This is a genomic window from Pelosinus fermentans DSM 17108 (assembly GCF_000271485.2).
GTDB classification, from domain to species: domain Bacteria; phylum Bacillota; class Negativicutes; order DSM-13327; family DSM-13327; genus Pelosinus; species Pelosinus fermentans.
Window position 1 is genome coordinate 4,484,306 of record NZ_AKVN02000001.1, and the last position, 22,221, is coordinate 4,506,526.

Consider the following 22,221-nt stretch of genomic DNA (forward strand, 5'->3'; position numbering starts at 1 on the left):
CTCCTTTCATTAGGTGATGACGACGTCCTTGGCCGCCAGGGTAATCTGGTCTGGCAGCATGTTGATGAACGATTCGCCCGATTTAAGCAGGATCTGTTCTTTGGCCAGCACCTGGATGTCTTTTTTGGCTTGTACGGTGACGTTGGCTTCCGATTCGACGGTGATATTCTGGGCGGAGACGATCTTGATACCGTCGTCCTGCGTCAGGTCAATGAATATTTTCTGATGCTGGCAGATGATATACAGCCCTCCGTCCGTCATCAGGAGTTCTTTGCCGCTGGGAGCTTTGAGGCTTTTATGGCGCGGGTTGGCCAGCGGAGCCGTATTAATCGAGCTGGCGGCAAAACCATCCGCTTCATTTTTGGAAGGAAACATGATGCGGACGTAATCACCGATTTCCGGCATGCAGTACCAGCCGCTGCCGTCGCTGCTGGAGTAGGCGGTCGAATAGGGAAACCACCAGTCACCGCTGCCGTCGTACTCTTTGTCAATCTCGATAAGATGCACTTTGACGGTATCGCGCTGCACGTCTTTAACTTGGCCGATCAGCACCCGGCCGGCGCAGGCGGTGTTGGACACCTGGGGCGCGACAAAGCCGGTTTTTCCGGCCAGGAGGTATTCCATTTCCAAAATACCGTCTACAAGCCGGGCTTCCACTCCCTTGACGCGGCACTCGCTGCCGTTGATGGAGATTATGTCACCGAGGTAGACATAGTCGTAGGACCGGGCGATCAAGGCGGAAAAATCCTGTCGCAGCGCCTCGCCGCCATCTGCCATGTAGTTCTCAGTAACCTGGTTGTATTCGTCGTCCTGCTTGCCATGCAGAAAGGAGGTTGTCGTAATTTCCTTGGTGTTGGCAACCGGCGGCAAGCCGACGAACACCAGCGGTTTAGGCGCAGTGATGCTGGTGAAGACCGGTACGTTGAAGCGTGAGGCCATGCGTTTGGTAAATTCCCAGTTGGTCTCGTCCATCTGCATGACGAGCGCGCCGATGACCTGGTCGGTTACGGTCAGTTCCACGCTGCCGTTGCCGTCGTAGGCTTCGTTGAGGATCTGTTCGTAGGTTTTACCGCCGTTTTGATAGGTGCGCGATATTTTTTTGATGTCCTGCAAGAAACTGGTGGTAATGCCCCGAACGGTCAGCACGCTGTAGCCGGCTTCATTCGCCACCGACAGGTTTTTGACGCCGCCTGTAAACAGGGTGACTGTCTCTTCACCGGCCGAACTGGTCACGGTAATCGACGTAGTTTCGTCGGCCCGCTGCTGGCAGTCTTTGGCATCTTCCGGCGCGATTTCACCGACAATGGTAATCTGGCCGTGTTCGTTGGGCCGGTGGGAAATATACAGTTCCTTAATGCGCGTAAAGGGGAAGCCTTCCACTTGAATCATGTTGTGAATGATACTCATGCCGTTCTCACTCCCTATTTACCAAAATCCGGTAGGATGCAATGATTTCTTCGGCAAGCGGCTCCAGCCGCTTGCGGTCCTGATAACGGAAATTGACGAAGCCAATAAGCAGCCGGGCGTCAACGTTAGCGTAGAACATCATGTTATAGAGTGCGCCTTCCAGCGTCTGGCTGATAAAATACATTTTCGCCACCTGCCGGCCACCGCAGTGGATGGTTTCCGTCTTGACCACTTTTACCTGGGGGCCGCCTTTTTCCAGCAGACCGCGGGCCAGTTTGGGAAATTCCTTGATCTGTTCTTCGGGTACTACATGCCGTGTATGGTTAAAGCCCACCATAAAATATAGCGGCTCGTTTCCCATTACAAGCTGCGGGCGATTTCCCAGGGGAAACAGCGCCTGTACGACATCTGCTTCCAGGGGAATAAAGTCTATGGGAAGCCGGATGGAGATTTGTCCGTCCAGTAGTTCCCGGTCGGCAAATACAGTCGGATAACCGAAAATATCGACCGTTTCGTCGTAAATGCCCTGCGTAAGTTCACGCTCCACAGCCTCGTCGGCATGAGCGTCTTTTTCTGCTGCTTTCACGCTATTTTTTAGTTCCAGGATTCTTTCGTCCATTTCCATTCCAGCATTGCCTCCTTTGTCAATCCACAATAACCTGACGCCTTTGGCGCTCCGTGCGGGAAAGTTCGCGCTCGCCGTTGTCTTTGATCCGGCTTAATATGGTAAGCAGCGCTTCAAAAATCACCAGGTTGTCGCAGTCGGCAACCGCTTTTTTCAGCTTGGTGGCTGTATAGAGGAGTATGACCTCCCGGTTTAGTGCCTCCTTAGCGTTCAGAGCCTGCAGACAAAATGCCGTATCGACAGGGTCCATGGCGTACGCGGCCGCTTCCCGTGCAAAGGCCCGGGTAATGTCCGGCGAAAGCGAGTTGGCCCCGACGGCGGCAAAGGGTGCGTGGATGGTGTTGACGGTATCGAATTCGGTATTACGGTCGGCAAAATCCACATAATTCATCCGGAGTCTGGCACCGGCCTGCAGTTTAAAACGGCATAGTTCCATTTCTTCTTTGCCCAGCCTGAGATTGTTCACAAGCGCAGTTTCCACTTCGCGGTAGATATAGCCGTCTTTTCGGACTTCGTCCTTGAACTCCAGCTTGAAGACCGCCCAATTGTCGGTGGGATAGTAAGCAAGGGAAAGCGGTTCGGTAATCAGGTACACATTGTCCTTATAGCGGATGACGCCCCGGTGTAAGGTAATGGTATCCACCGTTGTCGTAATGCGGCAGCCGCTGACAATACCGTCGCTATAGTCTTCGTGGATAAGCCGCCCGTATTCGTACGCGTAGTCGCGCAGTTCTGTCAGCATGGTCGTTCGCAGTACATGTGCGTGTTCAAAGAGGGGAAAAACCTGTCCATTCATAAATCATTTGCCTCCTTTTTCAAAAGCAGTCCTAAAACAGCGCGATGGTGTCGGGCTGCATGGCAGCATCTACGCCGATGATACCGAAATGGTATTCCCAGAACAGCCGCGCCGAAAAGCCAAAGGGCAGAAACAGTTCGAGCAGGAACTTGAGAATTTGCGCCTTCTCTTTTGTTTCTTTCTCACCGAGATACAAGAGCAGTTCTTTGTTGTTATAATTGCTTTGGTACAGCAGGCTGCCGGTAAAGGCCGTCCGGACCGCCCGGCGGAAAACCCGCAGGCTGGTTCCGGTCTGAAGCTGGGTTAGGAGTTCGTTGGCCAGACTAAATTGCAGCTTCCGGTCCATGACCGCTACCGCCGCGGCCGCTTCCCGGCCGTAAACGCCGTCCAAAAGCTCAGCCCGCAGTTGGCGGACGAAGTATTCCCGTTTGGTAAGGCCGTGCTTTAAATCGATTTCACTCAAGAGATGCACGACTACATCGAAAAAGCAGGCGACGCATTGGGCAAGATCCCGGTTTTCCGGCCGGGCCAGCAGCTCGGGATGCAAAAGTTCCTGAAAAATGTGGCTGAAACGATAGAGCGCGTTGATCTCGACAACCGTGCTTTCGAGCCTGTCCTGATTGATGCAGGGGAAGGCCTGCTCGCAATACGGACTGTATTCTTTCGCCTGCTGAAACAAGAGCTCGGCTTTGTCCATGCCTTGCGCTTCGGCCTGTAAAACGATGTCCCAAATAAAATTCACGGCTCCACCTCCTTATACCAGCCGGCCGCAGCATTCGTATTCCGGAAAGTGACGCTGCACCACGCCCACCAAAAAACTCATAATATCCCGGTTGAGGTAAAAATCGTAGTCGGCAGGCTGAAAATCAAGGCGCATTGCCGTTTTCCAGGTACCTGTCCTGAGTTCGTCCCGGATGAAGTCGTCCACGATATAGGTTTCTTTGTCAGGAAAATTGGCTACCAGCTCCACGCCAGCAAAGGTCAGGTCCCGTTCGTAGCCGCAGGCCTGAATCAACCGGCTCAGTTCCAGCTTGGTTTTGATCGGCTGCCGGAATACGCCCATGAGCGTATCGGCGAAAGACACCTGTTTGGCGTTGCCCATTAGCCGGTTGGGATACTCACGCTTGGCCTGGGGATTGCACTGGTACATTTCCCAGGTCACAGGATCTTCCAGCGGGCAGGTGATCAGAAGATCGCCTTTGGTCCAGCGGATGTTAGCAACGCTCACATCGGAATTGGTCACAAGATACCGCGCATCTTCCTGGAATTTATGCCGAAAAATCCGGTGTTCGTAATTAATCTTGTCCACACACGGCTCCGGATAGGTACTCGTACGGATGGCAACCGTCTCCAGATTCCACAGCGGCACCTGATGGTAACGGATCGCCGGGGCGTATTCTTCGAAGTCAATTACGGCTTCTTCAATCATTTCCTGTGCGTTCCAGTTTTCGATCCCGTCGATATAGACGTCGAACAATTTGTATAAATACGGCGCACAGACGCTGCGCCAGGGCAGATAGTTCAAGTGAAAAATCCGGTACAAATCTTCAATCTGCCGCCTGTACGCCAGGTTGCGGCGGACATGAAACTGCGCGGTGTATTCGCTGTGCCGTGTCTTGATGACACCGCGGAAATTTCGTTCGGGCCGGTCGAATTGGCAGGCTTCCAGATGGTCTGCCTGCAGAAAAACCGTATAGAGAAAAAACGGCGACTTTTCATTGAGGCTTGTAAGGAGCGCTTCGGCGTCCACCTGATGAGGCCGCATGTCTTCCGGCCGCATGGGCAGTAAAAAGTCATCTGTTACGTCATAGAGCCTGCGATCAATAATATTCGTTATAATCGCCGGACCTTCCACCGGCATCGGCACTTCTTCAAACACACGCTGCTCCAGTCCCTTGTACTCTGCTTCGATTTCGCCATGCAGTTCGAGAAACATTCCTTCGACAACGGATGTGAAGACACGGCGGCTTTCCAGATTATCAATTTCAAGCAGCCGTTTTTTTATATAACTTCGCATGTCAAATTCTTCGTCAAATATGCGCATGTCTATCCCTCTTTCTCCAGCCTGTCCGCTTGCTGCTGTGCATCCGCGATACCGGCTGCGCCGGCCGCACGGAAAAGCTTGAGCGCCAGTTCCTTGTTTTTCTGCACCACATTGCCAGCCAGGTAGGCCTTGCCCAGCATATACTGAGCCAGCGGCTCGTTTTGGGCCGCCGCCGTTTTTAAAAGTGCAACCGCTTTTTTTTCGTCCTGCTCCACACCGCGTCCAGTGTAATACGCCGTTCCCAGCAGCGCCTGCGCCGCCGCATAGTCCTGACTGGCGGCGAGTTGCCACCAGCGGACAGAAGCCGCGTAGTCCTGGGCGACAAGGCGGCCCCAGAATGCATTGGTGCCCGCCTGGGTATAGAGTTCGGTTAGGGGTGTCTTTTCTGCTTCTTTTTTCCAGTCGAGATTTTCGCCAAAGTCCAGTTTGGCGTCCGTCCCTTTCTGCCCAATTTTTTGAAGAAAGTCTTTCGCCTGGGGATTGCCCTGCTGCGCCGCCGTACGGAACCGCTTCACAGCCACCGCTTTGTCCGCCGGCATGTTCGTTTTATAGCCGTCAATGCCCAGCAGCACGCTGGCCAGCGCCGAGCCGTCCTGTTCGGCCCGCAGGTAACGCCGCTCGGCTTCCGCCGGGCTTTTCGGCCTATTGCCGAAGCCTTCGGCATAGGCAAGCCCCACATAGGCGCTGGCGTCCGGGTGGCCACTGATGGACGCCCTGCGCCACCACTCGACCGCCGCCTTATCGTCTGGTTCTACCTGGCGGCCGGTATAGTATGCTATTCCTAAGATATACTGTGCCTGGATGTCGCCGGCTTTGGCCATGGCCTCTACCTGCCCAAATGCCTCGTCGGCCGCCTGTTTGGCGGCATCGGCTTTTTCACTGGCTGCTTTTTTGGCTTCTTTTTTATTGGCCGCCGGTTTTTCCGGCGATGCACCGGGAATATCCACCTGGGGCGTTTTCGGCACTGCCGGAGGTTTGGCTTTTGCTTTCATTTTTTCTACCGCCGCCACTGCCGTACCGGCGATGGCAATTTTCTTTACGTCGTCCTGGCTGATGTTTATCGCTTGCGCTTGAGGCAGTGCGGCCAGCACGACAATCACCGGCAGGAGTGCCGCCATCCATCGGGCTGCTTTTTTCATCGATACCCTCCTTATGCGTCGGTTGTCATTTTGTCCCGTCGAAGAAATTCTCCACCCAAGCGTCGCTTTCGAAGCTGAAGAACTGCGAGCGTCCCAGCATCAGGATTTCGCCGTCGCGATAGACCGGCAGGACGAGAAATCCCCAACGGCGCGATTCCGTCCAGGCAAAGAACTTCACTTCGCGGTCGACAATGCTGTCGACGTCGTCCTGGGGGATATTGACGCCGTACACTTCGCAGATTTTTTCGTATTCCATCGCACAAAATTCGCCTAACGTACAGGCGTAAGTGAAATTATAGCGTACCTTTTCGTTCATGTCCTTGAGATAGAGCTTCAGGGTCAGATCGTCCATATTGCGCGAGATATGCCCGCAGCTTTTGCCCTTTTGCAGTCCGTGGATCAGGACAATTTCCCGGCCGGTATGGGTGTAGGCGGTGATAATATACGGCAGCGCCGGTGTACGGCTGGTGATTTTGACGTCGGCAAAGCCGTATTTTTTGTCTTTGAGGTACTTTAAGGCGCCGTCGATGCACGTCATTTTTAGCTCGAAATCGTCGGAAAGATCACCGGATTTGCGTTTGAATTTGATGGTCTTGCCCGGTACGAATTCTTTTAACGCGTCGCGGAAAAGATCGATTTTGCAGGACTGGCCGGTAAGCTTGATCATGGTGTATTCATCAAGTTCGTGGCTGTCATACATCTCGTCCATAAATTTGTGGATGACGCCGTAAATGTCGGCCCGCAGAATGAGCATGATGTCAAAGATGCTGAAATACACTTTGGGAAATGCCTTGACGGTTATGAGTTCTTTGCCCTGCATCGCCGTCAGTTTCCATTTGTCAACGAAGAGCATGGTGGCCGACGGTTCGCTCTTTTCGTCGCAGGACAGGCCGACGCGCAGCGTGCCGACTTTATTGTAGAATTCTTTTTTGATGCGCTCGGCGGTAGAGAAAAGAAAATAGAAATTGTTTTTCACCTTGTAGTATTCGGTGCGGCTGAGCTTTTCCCAGTCGCGGAATTTGGTCGGTAAGAACGTTTCGGCTTCGGCGTAAGCGGCGTCGAATTGTTCGTAAATTTTATGCGGACCGTATTCGTCCACATACCGGAACACGTCGAGGTCGAAGGTATTCAAAAGGTCGTTGATGTCCGGGATCTCCTCCTGACGGTCCCGCGGCGCCAGCGCTTTGTACAGCCGTATTTTCAAAAGCTGCAGGATGCGGAAGGTCAGGTTGTTGCCGCCGAAGTCGGTATCGCCGTTTTCATAGGCGGTTTCGATGTCGATTTTATAGGAGACGCGCTGCGTGCTGACGCGGAAGCTGCAGGAGGATAAGTCGGTCGTGCCGCCGCCGCAGTCGATGATGAGCGCTTTATACGTCGTATTTTCCTGGGCGCTCTTTTGCGTGATCATTTCGGAGATGGTATTGTAGAGTACGGCGATTCCCTCATCGAGCATATCGTCTTTTTCCACGGCGTATTCGGGCAGGATTTCGGCGAACAGCGCCTGAAACAGGTATTTTTGTTTGACGGGGCTGGAAATATGTACGGCCTGGATATCGCATTTAAAGCGGCTTTTCATGGCTTCGACAATATGGCGGAAATACGCTTTGAGAATATCCTTGCGTTTGACAAAAGCGCGCCGACCCTGTTTGTCGATGATTTCCTCGCTCTTTTCATAGTCGCCGATCCAGCGCTTGATGTCGTAGAAAACGCAGAAGCCTTCGTCGATATAGCTGGAATTGGCCAGTTTTACGGCATCATAGCCAAACAGGTATTCCGGCTCCGTTCCGCCATTGATGGCCAGAACGCCGACCACGCTTGGCAGGAGCGTCGTCTCCTGATAGTCCTGGGTGGTATCGTAGAATACGGCGTAATTGACGTCGTTTTCCAGCAGACCGAGCTGTCCCGGCTCCATGTTGGTGCGCTCGAAATAGAGACTGTCCAAATACACGCCGGCCGTGGTACTCGTGGTGCCAAAGTCGATGGCAATCGGCATGGTAAGCGACACCGGCTTTTTCACCATAAAGTCTAAAAGCGGCACACGATAGACGATCAGGTGCTGCGGCATATAGGCGTAATCGCCGCTATAAATGCGGTGCAACATTTCGGAGCTCGCCTTGTTCATGCACAGCAGGCTGTAGTTCTTGATTTGGGCTTCACTGCAGGGCAGTCCGGCCGATTTGGTCAGATACAGGGATTCTTTGCCGCCGCCTTTCGTCTCGACATTCAGGATACCGCACAGGGTATTGTCGGCGCTGACGATCAAGGCGTTCGTCCCGGCCAGTTTGGCATGATATTTAATGGTCAGTCCGTCATAATAGTCGAGGGACAGCCCTTCATAGACGACAATTTTGGCGCTGCAGTCCGGCCGAATGTCCGTTTCGTAGTGGATCTGAACCCTGGAAATCACGTTTTGCAAAGCCGCGTACCCTTCTTCATCATACGTTTTGATCAAAAGGTTCTCATCAGCGCCGCGATACCGGAGAATGACGCGAATCAGATCGTCCTTGTCGAGGGGGCTTACCACTCCGTGAATGATCTTTTCCCGCCGGCAGATTTCCCGGAGCTGATGCCCCGTCATCAGTTCCAGGTCGCGTTTATAATAGCAGTTTTGCATTTTTTTGATCGCATTGCCATCAATATTCAAGGTATAACCGTATTTATCCATAAAGTATAGCCTCCATAAGACAGCAGACTTGGGACTTGAGCGAAACCATCCGTTTGCGCTCAGGGTCTGACGTCGGTTACTGCGGCAGCGCCGACATAATCGCGGCGTCGGCGTCGATTCGGTCGAGGATGGTCTTGATCTCGTCCGCTTTCGCCTGGTTGCCAAGGGCCAGATAGAGCTGCTGCGCTTGGCGGTACGCTTGTTTGGCCGCCGTGTATTCTTTCTGCGCGTAGAGTTCGCCGGCCTGGGCTTGTGTCGCCGCGGCGTCGGCCCTTTGCTGGTCGAGGGCTTGTTGCTTGGCGGCCATATTTTGCAGTTTGCCGCTGAGGATGGCGCTCTGGGCCGTATCGCCGAGCGCTGTGTACTGAGACAGCGCCGCGTTATAACTGGCCGCCGCTCCGATGTAGTCGGCGTTGGCGAACGCGGCATCCCCCTGTCCGACGAGGGCGGCGGCGGTCGTATACTCGGCGGCGTGTTTTTCCGCTTCTTTTTGCGCTGCCGCCGCCGCTTTGCCTCTGACCTGACCGAGCTTGTCAAGCGCCGCCAGGGCTTCTTTTTTGCCGTCAGCGTCGTAATGTACCGCTGCCAGAGAGCGCGCGGCCAGGTATCTCTGTTCGGCCATATCCAGATCGCCATACTCTGAAAGTGTGTCACCCTGAGTAATTAAATCACTGATATCGCCAGTTAACCTTTGTTTGTCTTTCTTTTCCTGTTCGTCTTTTTTCTTTTGTTTAGCGTCGTACAATTTGTCAAGTGCGGTCTGCGCCTGTACTTTTCCGTCGGCGGCGTGGATTTTGGCAGCAAATGCTTTGGCCCGCAGGTAGTACACTTCGGCCTGGCCAAGGTCGCCTTGTTCCATAGCTTTGTCGCCGAGATTGATGAAGTCGGCAACTGTCAGGTTGTCTTCAGCGTTCGAAATCCGGCGGTTAATGTAAGCCTCGCCGAGTTTATCGGCGTAGCGAGACCGTTCCTGTGCCGTCTGATAGCCTTGATACGCATCGTCGAATTTCTGGTTCTGATAGGCATCGTCAGCCGTGATCACGCTTTCAATCAACCGCAGATAGTTAGTAAGCTGCTGGATTTTTTCCTTGTCTTTGAGATTTTCCGCTTGCTGCAGGGCTTTTTTTACTTCTTCCCTGGCCCGGATGTAGTTGTTATCCTGGATGCAGGCAATGGTGCTGTCCGCCCTGAGGTTCATTTCGTCCACTTTGTCTTTGTGCCTACTGTACAGGACGTAGGCAATAATACTCACAATGAGGAGCACAATAAGGACAATAATCGTTATCTTGATTATGCGTTTGCGACGGCGATCGCGGTTGGGGTCTGTGAAGATTTTGTTGATAAAGACGGCCGCCATCGTGTAGTTGTCAAGGTTGGGCGGCTGCTTCGACAGCAGCATTTCTTCGGTGTTGTTCAGCGGTTCCTGGGGATCGTCAGTCGTCTCGGAAAAAATGTCGTCGATGTCGGCCTCGTCAAGGTTTTCCCAGATGCCACGCGTATACAGCACGGCGATGTCGCCATCCATGAGCTTCAGCTTGCCGGATATGTGGGGACGGAAATCTTTTTCTTGTCCGAGGTAGGTATAGAGGTTATGCCTTTCTTCGTGTCTTGACAGCACGTTGGGCGTGATTTCGTCTTTTTCGACCAGGTCCTGGCTTAAGGACATGTCCTTTGATTTTGTATTTAGCGTGCCGTCGCGATACAGGCGGAAGCGTGTGTTGCCGGCAACAGCGTAGCGTACGGCTTCATAGTCGGTGACAATCACGGTTACCGATGCCTTGAGCACTTCGCGGCCATTCGCCTGCAGAAGATCGCGGTTGGCGCTTTCCAGGCAGGCGCGCAAGGCCCGCCGCGTCAGTGAAGGACGTTCCTGAAAGTGCAGGATGACGCTCTCGACCGCCTTTTGGGCGCTTTCCGACTGCGCCAGGTCTGTAATGCCGTCGGCAATGACGTAACAGGCATAGTCGTCCTGTTCGACGAAGGCAAAATAGTCGTTGTTCGTCAGCGCCGCCCCGGCTTCCGATATAAATGCGGTTTTAAATTCACTGTTCAGCTTTTTCATAGAATCCCCCTGTATGGACGTTGGACGCTGGATTTTGGCTGCCAAAGTCTAACATCTATAGATAACAATGCTGGCATTGTCTTTGTTGGGTAGTTTACTGCGGTTAACGCGTTCGATAATCCGGAGCGCCTGCTGCTGCGCGTCCCGGCCTTGCGCAAGCTCGTGCTCGATCTCGCGCCAGAGCAGCGTTTCGTAGATGCCGTCGCTGATAAGGACAACGGCGTCGCCGGCGCGCAGCGGCAGCGGCTGGCTGAAAAATTCAATATCTTTAAAGCCGTCCTGGCCGACGAAGTTATACAGACGGTGCCGATCCAAGAGCTCGATGGCGCTTTTTTTTGCCAGACGTCCTTGCAGGTATTTCTGCTGGGCCAGCACGCTAATGGTATGGCCTTCGCTGACCGGCACGAGGTCGCCGCCGTGATAGACGGCGATTTTGATATTGCCGACGAGGGCGTAGTAGAGCGTATGGTCGGCAATGAGGGCCGCGGCGACGCTGGCCGAGCCGCGCCCGTCTTCCACCTTGTTCAATATAGCGCGATTGGCTGCATGAAAGGCTTTGCGGAAGTAATACTGCGGTTTTTCAAACGCCTTGTATTCTTTAAATAAGTCCACGAATGTCTCCACGGCGACGCGCCCGGCGATTTTGCCGCCGTATTTCCTGCCCATGCCGTCGGCCAGCACCAGCAGCGTTCCCGTCTGATTTGCTAGAACGCCGTAATCGTCTTCCTGTACTTCGCGGTCGCCGATGGTCATGCACTGACCCACTCTGGTATTGTAGGCAGGCGTAAGCGTCATCCGCTTAATGACTAGGGCAATCACTGCTATGGACAGCACGAGGATAAGGGCAGCCGGTGCATGGATCATGCTTTTGCTCCCGCATTGCTGTTTTCCGTATCTTTCGGCTTCTTCACATCTTCCCAGTTAAATTGCTCGCCGCAGAACGGGATAAAGAGGAATTTGCTGTCGCCCAGTTCGATGACATCGTATGTATTTAACACTTTCGGCGTATAGACGGCGTCACCCTGATGGTAGACGATGCCGTTCGATTCGCCCGGTAAGAGCACCATTTCTTTTTTCTTGGGGTCAAAAACGATGATGCCGTGATTACGGCGCGAAATTTTGTTGTCACCGAGAATCTGAATGTCCATATCGTCAGCGCGGCCGATAAAGTTTTTGCCGGTTTTAATCTTGTAGTCCTTGCCCTGCCGCGGCCCCGAAATACAAACGATCCAGCCGCAAACAGGCTGCACGTCTTCTAAAAACAGCAGTTCTTCCACATCTACGTCCGTCTGGCCGGTTTCCTTTTTTTCTTTGGTAGCCGTCTCTATATTGCAGTACGGGCAGACGGTTCCGTAGCGCCGGGAACTAAACATATGCCCGTTTTGGCAGCGAATTAAATTGCTCATACGATTCCTTCTTTCTCTAATGTTTTATCTTGCCAGCAGTTTGGTCAGGCCGACGATGATGACGTCGCCCGCGTCCAGCTTGCACGGCTGGTCGGCGGCAAGCTTATATTTCCGGTCGTCGACTTTTTTTTGCAGCACGACTCCGTTTTTCGAGCCCAGATCTTCGATGTACCAGTGGTTGTCGGCGTAATTTAAAACCGCATGCTCGATGTCGATCATCGAGGCGTAGACGCTCTGGTTCAGGTTAATATCCACATGGTTTTCTTTGATGTCCTTGCCAATTACCAGGGCCGTCTTGCAGAACATATCCCAGGCAGCAATGGGGTTTTCCTCTTCATTGAGTAATAACAGTTCCGTAATGGCGCCCCCCTCCTGAACCGGCTTGCTCTCATGCGCGGCCCGCTCTTCGGTGGCGGCCGTCAGATAAAAGACCAGGAAGGTGATAAAACCGCTGCCAGCGCAAACTGCAATATATAAACCGTTGGGCGCGTCTTCCATCCCGTACAGTGCAATCAGGACGACCAGACCGCACAGGATCGCGATGGCCAGGTCGATATTTTTTTTCTTGTCCATTGATACACCTCCTCACTTTTTGAAGTCGGAAAAAAAGCCTTCGAACATGGCTGTCGTATCGAGCGGGTTCTTCTTTTTTTTGGCGTTGACGTTGAGTTTTTCCTCGCGCGTAACCTTGCCTGTCTGCGGATCGATGCCGAAGTAACGTTCAAAGCTGCCTTGCATGCCTTGCGCCATATTGGCAATGTCAAACGCGCCGCCGTCCGAAGTGTCGGTGGACTGCCGCCGGGGTTCTTTAGCCGCCGCGGCCGTTTTTTGCGCTGCCTCATCGTAGGACCGGCGCGCCTGTTTGTCGCTTAGTATCTGGTAGGCTTCGCCGACCTCCTTGAATTTTTGCTCCGCTGCCGGATTGTTTCGGTTGACGTCCGGATGATATTTTTTGGCAAGTTTCCGGTACGCCTTTTTGATCTCGTCTTCGCCAGCGTCCTTTGACACTCCCAATATTGCATAAGGATTCAGATTCATTTTGTCACTCGCTTTCGTCAGTCAATTTAGAAAAGGCGTGTCCGACCGGGACACGCCTTTTCGCTTTTCTTAGGCAGGGTATCCGCCTTCTACGGTAACGTTCGCAAACTTGTCCTTCTTCTGGCGAAGCGCCAGCGTGAAGGTGCCTGTGCCGTCCACATCGCCGTATTCTTCTTGATAATCGACGACAAACGCATTGGGAAAGTGGTATTTTCGTTCGATTACGCCTGCCGCGGTCAGCTCAATGGTGACTTTGCGGTAGCAGTCGGCTTTTTCCGCCGGTACGACGGACCACAATGCCATTTTGCGCGTGCTGTCATCTGGGTCGCCGTCAGTGGCGGCGAGGATTTTTCCGATAATGACGAGGCCCGTGCCCACATCTTTGGTACGCGCATCGGAGTCGAGTGGAATTTCCGTCGTAAATTTTACGCTTTTGGTGCATTCCGGCGGAATGTCAAACGGTTCCTGTCCCTCTATTTTGATTCTAAATGCCATATTGTTTCACCCTTCCTTTCGCTTATTCCGCCCCGAAGCCGCCGTCAAGCTTCACTGCGGCATTCTGGTCTTTTTTCTGCTTCATGTGGAGATAGAAGGTGCCGACGCCGGTTTCGTCGTCGAGTTCTTCCTTGTATTCCATCACGAAGGCGTCCGGCAGCGTGTACTGCCGTACCATCTGGCTGGCGGCGACGATGTCAAGCTGGGCGCTTCTGTAGCAGTCCGCCTTTTCACTCGGTACCTGCGACCATTTCGCCACGTTCAGTGTGGCGTCGGCTTCTTTGCCGCCGAGGGAGTAGAGCATTTTGCCCCACACTTTGATGCTGAGCGCCACATCGGTCGCTCTTGCATTGGAGTCGTTTGGCGAGTCGGAGAAAAACTCCGCCTTCAGGACCGCTCTTTCATCAAATGCAATTTCCTCCGGTCCGCCAGTTACCTTTAATCTGAAACCCATACCAATTCCTCCATTTCATTTTTTATATATAAACTTGCCGGACGCAAATCGGATATGGCAAATACATTTTAAAATTCGCGCCGGCATTCGGACAACGTTTTACGCGCTCCGGCCCGCCGACGTCAGGCGGTTGATCTCGATTTCAAGGTTCTTCACGTTACCGTTGAACGTGATATCCAGCGTGCAGATGCCGTTGGCTTCGTCGATGACGTAGTTGATGTCGTCGCCTTCGCTGATGATCGAGTTGACCTTATCGCGTTTGCCGATCCACAGACTCTTTTGGCTCTGCGGATTGTTGGAGAAGAATTTGATGATGTTGTCCTGTTTGAAATCGCCGGTGCCGTGGCGCAGAACGCGTTCGATGTATGTCGTAACCTGTGTCTTGTAGATCGGCTCGTACACGCCAAGCTCCGCGTCGTAGAGGAGGTTGCGCGCCTTGTAGACCATGATGTCCGTAATGTTCAGGCCGTCAAAGGCAGCGTTTTCCGAAGAGAACACGAAACCAAAATTCTTGCGGTTAATATCATCCTTGATACTATTTGTAAACCCGGTGATTTCTTTGGCCAGAGACGTCCGCACACGCAACGGGTGGTCACCGGCTTCGATGTCAAAGCGCACGCCGGGCAGTTCGGTGTCAACGTTGCGTTTGAAGGTTTTCTTGAGGTATTCCGGGCATTGCGTGGCCGCGTACAGACCTGCCGCGACGAAGGCCGCGCCGATATAGACGCCGTCGATCCACAGCTTCATGATGTCTTCCTTGGCGCCAGATAGTTCTGCCATATTGGCGTCGTTTAAGAACATTTTTTTGTCGAGCACGACACCGGATTTGTCCTTCGGCACGATGGTGAAGTTCGGAACGCAGGGGATTGCAAATTCACTGTAGGGTTTGCCAGTCAGGCTTGTGCAGCGCTCGACGAATTTGTCGATGCCTTCCGTGGCCATGTAGTTGAAGGTCGTCTTGTCGCCCGTCTCGTAGCTGAAGAAGCACTGCACCCGATAGTCTTTCATGACGTCGAGGATGCGGGCCAGCGATTCCACGCTGTTGACGTTGGGATTTTCGACGATCTTGTTGCCCTGGAACCGTTCGCGCGTCAGCTTCATCTTGGAGTTTTGATCGAGGGATACGGACGGGAAGATCGAATACCAGACCGTATTGTTGAAGTCATTTTTCGCATTGACCGTGTTGAGGAAGGTGATCAGGCGAGGAATATTGGACGCTTTGGCTACCATTTCGTTGCTGGCGTTGGTAATGAGGAGGGTCGGCCGCATGCCTTTAAGCTTGGCCGGATATTGTTCAAAGAATAACCTGACGCCCAGCACTTTTTCGATAAGAGGCTTGACTGTTTTGATGAAATCGTCTTTGGCGGTTTTATAAAATTCCAGATAGGAGTTGTAGTTGGCGATTTCTTTTTCCGCATCGACGGTCGATACGATGGTGGACGGCAGCGGGCAGAACGTCCGAGCGACGAGCGCCTTGACATAGTCATTGTGATTTTCCTCGTTTATCGCTTGGTAGTCCTCCTCAATCGCCGTGATCAGTCCCTGATTGATCTGGTCGTCGAGGGTGGCCAGGGCTTTGGTTTCCGGTTTCGGCGCTTCAAGTATCTTCAGTTCACCTTCCTCGCCCATCGACAGTACGCCTAAGGTAAGCGGCGTATTGTTCTTGCCGTCGCCGCCCGCGCCCAGAAGCAGCCGCGTCTTAATGTCTTCGATCGCCAGCGGCAGCATGGCCATTACATTGTTGTAGTTCATGCTGGCTTCTTCAAACATGACGTTCAGCTTGTCGCCCACGTCGAGTCTTTTCGGGTCGCCTTCTTCAAGCAACGCGTATTCGGAGTAGACGTAGCGCATTTCTTTTCTGATCTGGCGGATGTCTTCCATGACCTTGGCTGGCGAGATCAGATTGGTCAATTTCTCAAATTTAAAATCAACGTTTAAGAGTCCTTGCGAACGCTTCGTTTCCACCAGCGTCAGCAGCATCTTGAGAAAATCGTTGTGCATGTTGAGATGGATTTCCGTCAGCAGTTCATCCGGAATGGTTTCCGGTTTTTTCAGTGTGTACATGACGCGCTGGTTGTTGGCATTGTAAAAGGAATAGACGACAGGATCGAATTTTTCCAAGAATTCGTCAAAGCTCTTGACCGAGAGATGCTCGTTGATCTCTTTGATCTTCTCATCGTTAAGGCTGTCCATTCCCTTCACATCGCCCACCATGGTGAGCAGGTCGAGCTTCTCGGGATTGATCTCTTCTAAAAGCATGGTCCGGTTTGTTTGCGTAATAATAGCCAATTTGTCCACTCCTTTGCATTAGGGCCGTTCAGACGGCTTGACATTTTTGTATTCTAAGATCAGTTCGCTGCGCTCGTCCTCAAACGTAATATGAATTCTTTCATGGAAATAGACGAGGCAGCTATGATCTTTCACCAACAAGTCTCGGTTTTTCAAAATGGTGCAGTCCGACTTGTTCGTAAGAACCAGCGCCTTGTTGGCACCCGGACTGAAAAAGACTTTATACGCGCCGTCCAGGACTAAGGAAAGTCCACAGTTTTCCAGAAGTGCCCCCAGACTGATTTCTTCTTTCTTGAAGTGGCGGTACAAATTGTATTCCATGGGTGCGATGTCGCTGTCGTCCGGCGCCTTAGTGACATAGATTTTAAGTTTGCCGGCGTATTCGTAGCGGCTTGCGGGCGGTGGAGCCGGCGGCAGCGGTTTCGGTTCTCGCGATCTCCACCAGACCAGCACAGCGATTGCAATGGCAATGGCCCCAACGAACGCAATCATTTCCCCATATCCTTCCTGTTGGTTGATCTGCACAGTTGTTGTATCCGGCGCAATGATGTTGACACCGAGATCTTCGTAGCGGACTTTCACAGCCACGCTGCGTGTGCTATCAGCTGGCAGAGAAAAGCGGATTGCTCCTTTCTCCACCACCGCCGTGATTTCCTGACCGTCCGCCATTACACGGACCGATTTTCCTTCAAAATAAGGGTCATTCAAAAGATGCAGATTCTGATTTGCATCGCTGACGGGAATCAGCCGCACCTCGACCGTCTTTTGCTCCGATTGCCCAAGGGTCGTATTCTTCACTTCCACTTGAATCGACGCAATCATTTCCAGAATCAGGTCGGCCTGCACATTTCCGCCGCCCGCAGACCCGAAACGAATCTCTGCCGTGTCGCTTTGCGGATGCTGCAGGTTCAAGACGGCAAATCGTTTGCCGGCTAAAATTTCGCCGCTTTGGGCTGTGTAGCTGGCGCCGATATTGCCTAACGGCACAGTGGAAGTGAGGAGAATTTTCACTCCATTGATTGAGTCGCTGCGTGCAAGCGGCAAGCGCACGCGCAGCGTATCGCTTTGCAGATCACCGCTGCTGATGGCTGTTTTGGCAATGCCGAATACCTCATATAAAATCTTTTTGGCAACGTCGCTTAGCTGCGCGACATCACTAATGTTAAACAACACTCCCTGGCGGTTGGCAGAATCGTAAATATTTGCCTGCAGCACGTTGCCCGGATCACCGATTGCAACCGTACAGACGCGGATACCGCGCTCCGAAGCCGTCTGCATCCCACGGTTGAACTGCTCCTCGGAAACTCGCGTCGCGCCCGCGTTGTCCAACATAATTTCGCCGTCGGTCAGCAAAACCAGCGTTTGATCTGCTGTACTATCCTTGAATAACGTCAACGCTCTCTCCAGTCCCGCCCCGGCGTTCGTATAACCGGTGTAGTTCACCTGGCGCAGCGCAGCACTAATTGGTTCTCGTTTGGCGTCTAACGGCTTTGCCACCTGTACTTCACTGCCATAGGTAACAAGGCCTACTGAATAATTCGATGGCAATGTATATAAAATTTCTTCCAGACCATCCGGCGCGAGTTTTTCCACATCTGTCGTATTCATAGAATTGCTGACATCGAGAAGGAAGACGACTTCATGTTTTTTTACTGTTTCCGCCGCCGTCACGCTGTGGGAGGTGTTCAAAAAAAAGATGAGCAGTACGAGCAGCAAAAGGAAAAGAAACGCCGGATTCTTTCTAAAATTTGTTTGTATCAATCCGCTTTTCACCTCCTTTCCAGCATTTTCCTTACCAATATAAACCATTACTGATACAATAATACATTTTAATGCCTATTTCATCTGCCAAAAGGTATAGATTTTAACATTTTTTATTAAAATCATATATTTATTTACAAAATTGTAATGTAAAGAAAAGTAAAAAGACTACAATTTATGACAAGTCCTTCTGGACATCATCAAAAATTGTAGTCTTTTTTACTTTTACTTTTTTTCTATTTTATTTAAAGTACCCAATACCAGCAGCAAATAGCTGTTGATCTTTGCTGCCAGGGACATTTTTCACTACCTGATTGCCAATTCGTTCTGAATGACCCATTTTTCCTAATATTCTCCCGTCTGGGCTGGTAATTCCTTCTACTGCTTCTACAGATCCGTTAGGATTATAACGGATGTCATAGGTAGGCTGTCCTGTTTCATCCACATACTGAGTAGCAATTTGTCCCTTTTGCCGCAAGCTGTTTAGCACTGCACTGCTGGCAACAAAACGACCCTCACCATGGGATACGGGAATAGTATGAACCTCACCTAATTCTATGTTATGAAACCAGGGAGAAAGTTTAGATACAATTTTCGTGTTTGCCATACAAGAGATATGTCTGCCGATTTGATTATAGGTTAGCGTAGGGCACTCTGGTGATAAATCAACAATATCGCCATAAGGCACTAAACCTAATTTAATAAGAGCCTGAAAACCATTGCAGATGCCCAGCATCAGGCCGTCTTTTTGTGATAGAAATTCCCGCAGGGCTTCTTTAATTTTGGGATTTCTAAACATGGTAGCAATATATTTGCCTGAGCCGTCTGGCTCATCTCCAGCGCTAAAACCACCTGGCAGCATAATAATTTGAGATTGCTCTATAGACTTGACCATTTCATCTATAGACTCTTCTACTGCTGATGGGGTGAGATTGCGAATGACCATCGTATCGACGATGCCGCCTGCTATTTCAAATGCTTTGGCAGAATCATATTCGCAGTTCGTCCCGGGGAAAACCGGAATAAAGATGCGAGGCTTGGCAAAAGAATGTTTTGCTTTTTTCGCATTGCTGGCAAACAACTCCTGCTTCGGTTTTTCCTTACTGATTTCAGTCTGTGTGGCAAAAACCTTAGTTAAAGGCTGTTCCCAGGCAGTTTGCGCTTTTTCAAGGTCAATGGAATAACTGTTGATATCTATGCTTAGTTGTGCCTTTGTATGACCTAAGACAGAATAACTCATCTCACCTAAAACTTCTTTTACAGAGATATCAGAAGGAATCTCCAATATCAGAGAACCATAATCCGCAGCAAATAACTCTTGGGGTGATACAGGAGAAGTAAAGGTCATGCCAATTTTATTACCAAAACTCATTTTACTAATAGCGGCTGCTAAACCGCCCCTTTTAATGGTATGAGCGGCTAACACATGACCAGCTTTTATGAATTGAGTAATGTTAGCATAGTTCTGACACACAACAGGAAAATCTGGCAATTCATATGCATCACGAACTAAGGGTACTCGTATGATTTGACTTCCGATCTCTTTGAACTCTGGAGAAATCACGTGACTCGCTTGAACCACGTTGACGGCAAAAGCCACTAAAGTTGGAGGAACCGTCAGTTCTTTAAAGGTTCCAGACATACTATCCTTGCCGCCGATGGCCGGAATTGCAAACTGTTCTTGCGCATGAAGAGCGCCTAAAAGAGCACTAAAAGGTTTACCCCATTTTACCGCATCCTGCCCTAATCTTTCAAAATACTCTTGCAGGGTCAGGCGGACGGTGTGATATTCACCACCCATAGCCACGATTTTTGCTACCGCTTCCACAACCGCATACACCGCACCGTGAAATGGACTCCAGGTGGATAGCTGGGGATCATATCCGTAGGTCATTAACGTGGCTGTATTCGTATTTCCCTTAAGGACAGGAATTTTACTTGCCATTCCTTCTGCCGGTGTGGTTTGGTATTTACCGCCAAATGGCATTAAAACCGTACTTGCACCAATCGTGCTGTCAAACATTTCCACGAGACCTTTTTGGCTGCATACATTGAGATCACGCAGATTATCAAGCCAAGCTGTTTCCAGATTGTCTATCTCACTTTCCGCAGCAGTAAAATAATTCTCGGCTTCTACCGGAGCAATAACCTGTACATTTACTTTTTGTTTAACACCATTCGTATTTAAAAACTCCCGGCTAATATCAACAATGGGAATTCCCCGCCATAACATGACGAGTCGCCCAGTATTCGTTACTTTTGCCACTACTGCCGCTTCCAGATTTTCTGCTGCGACATAGGACATGAATTCTTCCAGATGATGAGGTGCTATGACTACAGCCATACGCTCCTGAGATTCGGAAATCGCCAGTTCTGTACCATCCAGACCTTCATATTTCTTCGGCAGCGCATCTAAATCTATGACCAGGCTGTCTGTCAATTCTCCAATAGCAACAGATGCCCCACCTGCGCCGAAATCATTACAACGTTTAATCATCCGACTTGCTTTGGGATTTCTAAACAGCCTCTGTATTTTTCGTTCCGTAGGCGGATTGCCTTTTTGTACTTCTGCACTGCAGGTTGCCAGGGATTCCTCCGTATGCTCTTTTGAGGAGCCCGTTGCCCCGCCGCAGCCATCCCGACCCGTTTTTCCGCCCAATACAACTACGATGTCATCCACTGCCGGTCGTTCGCGTACTACATTTTCTTTTGGAGCAGCAGCAATCACTGCGCCGATTTCCATTCGTTTTGCGATAAAACCTTCGTGATAAATTTCTGCTACTTGACCTGTGGCTAAGCCAATTTGATTTCCATAGGAACTATAACCTGCTGCAGCTCCCAAGGTTATTTTGCGCTGTGGCAATTTCCCTGGCAACGTATCTTCTACCTTTGCACGAGGATCACCGCTCCCTGTAACACGCATGGCTTGATACACATACGATCTGCCCGATAATGGATCCCGAATGGCTCCGCCTAAACAAGTCGCTGCACCACCAAAAGGCTCAATCTCCGTTGGATGATTATGGGTTTCATTTTTAAACATAACCAGCCATTCTTCGATGCTGCCATCCACATCTACAGGAACAACAATGCTGCAGGCATTAATTTCTTCCGAGTCATCCAGATCTGTGAGCTTGCCTTGCAGACGCAATTCTTTCATCCCCATCACGGCGATATCCATCAAGCAGATATCTTTTTGTCGATCCTGATATACAAGGGATCTAGCTTTACAATATTGATCATAGGCTTTAGCAATCGGCTCTGAAAAATGACCTGTTCCTATATTTACATTTTCAATTTCAGTGAAAAAAGTGGTGTGCCGGCAATGATCTGACCAATACGTATCCAACACCCTGATTTCTGTGATTGTCGGGTTGCGTTTTTCCACATCACGAAAATATTGCTGACAAAATGCAATATCTCCTAGTCCCATGGCCAGTCCCATATCTTTTAACAGCAATTCTAGTTCTTCTGCTGATTGGGTCATAAAACCGGGAATGGTCTTTACATCAGCAGGTTTTTCCACTGTTAGTTCAAGACTGCGGGGTTTTTCTAAAGAAGCTTCCCGCGCTTCTACCGGATTGATACTGTACTCTTTTATTTTCTTAAACTCATCTTCTGTAATATTGCCTTGTAATACAATTACTTTGGCAGTACGAATGGATAAGGTTTCTGTTTTTGTTAGTATTTGCACGCATTGCGCCGCCCAATGAGCTCGCTGGTCATATTGCCCCGGCAGATACTCTACTGCAAATATTTTATCTTCTGGTACTATGGTGAGTATTTCATCATAAACATCATCAACAGTCGGCTCAGAAAATATACTTTGTTTAGCTTCTGCAAATTCTTCCTGGCTGATTCCCGATATATCATAACGATTGACAAGGCGTACATGTTTCAAACCTGTAATGCCAAGATTCTGAGTAAGATCAGCATACATTCCCTTGGCCTCTACCGCAAAATCCTGCCTTTTTTCCACGAAAATTCGTTTGACTTCAAATGGCATGTTTCTACCTCCTAGTATCGTCTTGCTATTGTTA

General features: G+C 50.9%; 17 protein-coding genes. All 17 read right to left on the minus strand.

Going from position 1 to position 22,221, the window contains the following annotated elements; all coding sequences use genetic code 11:
• Positions 1–9: 9 nt before the first annotated feature.
• Entirely contained in the window at positions 10–1,407 is a 1,398-nt protein-coding gene (locus tag FR7_RS20605) for a hypothetical protein (protein WP_007932653.1), read from the minus strand.
• Positions 1,408–1,414: 7 nt separating this feature from the next.
• Positions 1,415–2,032: a hypothetical protein gene (locus FR7_RS20610; protein WP_007932655.1), complete on the minus strand. Its 618-nt coding sequence runs from the start codon at positions 2,030–2,032 to the stop codon at positions 1,415–1,417.
• A gap of 19 nt (positions 2,033–2,051) precedes the next feature.
• On the minus strand, positions 2,052–2,828 hold the full coding sequence (locus FR7_RS20615) for a hypothetical protein (RefSeq protein WP_007932657.1): 777 nt from the start codon (positions 2,826–2,828) through the stop codon (positions 2,052–2,054).
• A 31-nt stretch (positions 2,829–2,859) separates the two neighbouring features.
• Entirely contained in the window at positions 2,860–3,570 is a 711-nt protein-coding gene (locus FR7_RS20620) for a hypothetical protein (RefSeq protein WP_007932659.1), read from the minus strand.
• 12 nt (positions 3,571–3,582) lie between these two features.
• Positions 3,583–4,872, minus strand: coding sequence for a hypothetical protein (locus tag FR7_RS20625; RefSeq protein ID WP_007932661.1), 1,290 nt, complete (start codon positions 4,870–4,872; stop codon positions 3,583–3,585).
• A gap of 2 nt (positions 4,873–4,874) precedes the next feature.
• Complete coding sequence (locus tag FR7_RS20630; protein ID WP_007932662.1) at positions 4,875–6,011, minus strand: tetratricopeptide repeat protein; 1,137 nt, start codon at positions 6,009–6,011, stop codon at positions 4,875–4,877.
• A 25-nt stretch (positions 6,012–6,036) separates the two neighbouring features.
• Positions 6,037–8,676, minus strand: a complete 2,640-nt coding sequence (locus FR7_RS20635; protein ID WP_007932663.1) for an acetate and sugar kinases/Hsc70/actin family protein — start codon at positions 8,674–8,676, stop codon at positions 6,037–6,039.
• A gap of 76 nt (positions 8,677–8,752) precedes the next feature.
• A complete protein-coding gene (locus tag FR7_RS20640; protein ID WP_007932664.1) occupies positions 8,753–10,738 on the minus strand; it encodes a PP2C family protein-serine/threonine phosphatase in 1,986 nt (661 codons plus the stop codon).
• 48 nt (positions 10,739–10,786) lie between these two features.
• The gene (locus FR7_RS20645) at positions 10,787–11,602 is read right to left on the minus strand and encodes a PP2C family protein-serine/threonine phosphatase (RefSeq protein ID WP_007932665.1); all 816 of its coding nucleotides are present in this window, start codon (positions 11,600–11,602) and stop codon (positions 10,787–10,789) included.
• Complete coding sequence (locus FR7_RS20650) at positions 11,599–12,144, minus strand: FHA domain-containing protein (RefSeq protein WP_007932671.1); 546 nt, start codon at positions 12,142–12,144, stop codon at positions 11,599–11,601. Before FR7_RS20650 ends, FR7_RS20645 begins: the two co-directional genes overlap by 4 nt.
• A 24-nt stretch (positions 12,145–12,168) precedes the next feature.
• Positions 12,169–12,717, minus strand: coding sequence for an FHA domain-containing protein (locus tag FR7_RS20655; RefSeq protein ID WP_007932672.1), 549 nt, complete (start codon positions 12,715–12,717; stop codon positions 12,169–12,171).
• A 12-nt stretch (positions 12,718–12,729) separates the two neighbouring features.
• Positions 12,730–13,182: a J domain-containing protein gene (locus FR7_RS24570; protein ID WP_007932673.1), complete on the minus strand. Its 453-nt coding sequence runs from the start codon at positions 13,180–13,182 to the stop codon at positions 12,730–12,732.
• 69 nt (positions 13,183–13,251) lie between these two features.
• The gene (locus FR7_RS20665) at positions 13,252–13,677 is read right to left on the minus strand and encodes a hypothetical protein (RefSeq protein WP_007932674.1); all 426 of its coding nucleotides are present in this window, start codon (positions 13,675–13,677) and stop codon (positions 13,252–13,254) included.
• A 22-nt stretch (positions 13,678–13,699) separates the two neighbouring features.
• Complete coding sequence (locus FR7_RS20670) at positions 13,700–14,131, minus strand: hypothetical protein (RefSeq protein WP_007932675.1); 432 nt, start codon at positions 14,129–14,131, stop codon at positions 13,700–13,702.
• 99 nt (positions 14,132–14,230) lie between these two features.
• A complete protein-coding gene (locus tag FR7_RS20675; protein ID WP_007932677.1) occupies positions 14,231–16,420 on the minus strand; it encodes a hypothetical protein in 2,190 nt (729 codons plus the stop codon).
• A gap of 18 nt (positions 16,421–16,438) precedes the next feature.
• Positions 16,439–18,229 carry a vWA domain-containing protein gene (locus FR7_RS20680; RefSeq protein ID WP_007950186.1) on the minus strand — a complete coding sequence of 597 codons (1,791 nt, stop codon included), beginning with the start codon at positions 18,227–18,229 and terminating at the stop codon, positions 16,439–16,441.
• Positions 18,230–18,422: 193 nt separating this feature from the next.
• Complete coding sequence (locus FR7_RS20685) at positions 18,423–22,187, minus strand: phosphoribosylformylglycinamidine synthase (protein WP_007932680.1); 3,765 nt, start codon at positions 22,185–22,187, stop codon at positions 18,423–18,425.
• Positions 22,188–22,221: the final 34 nt, after the last annotated feature.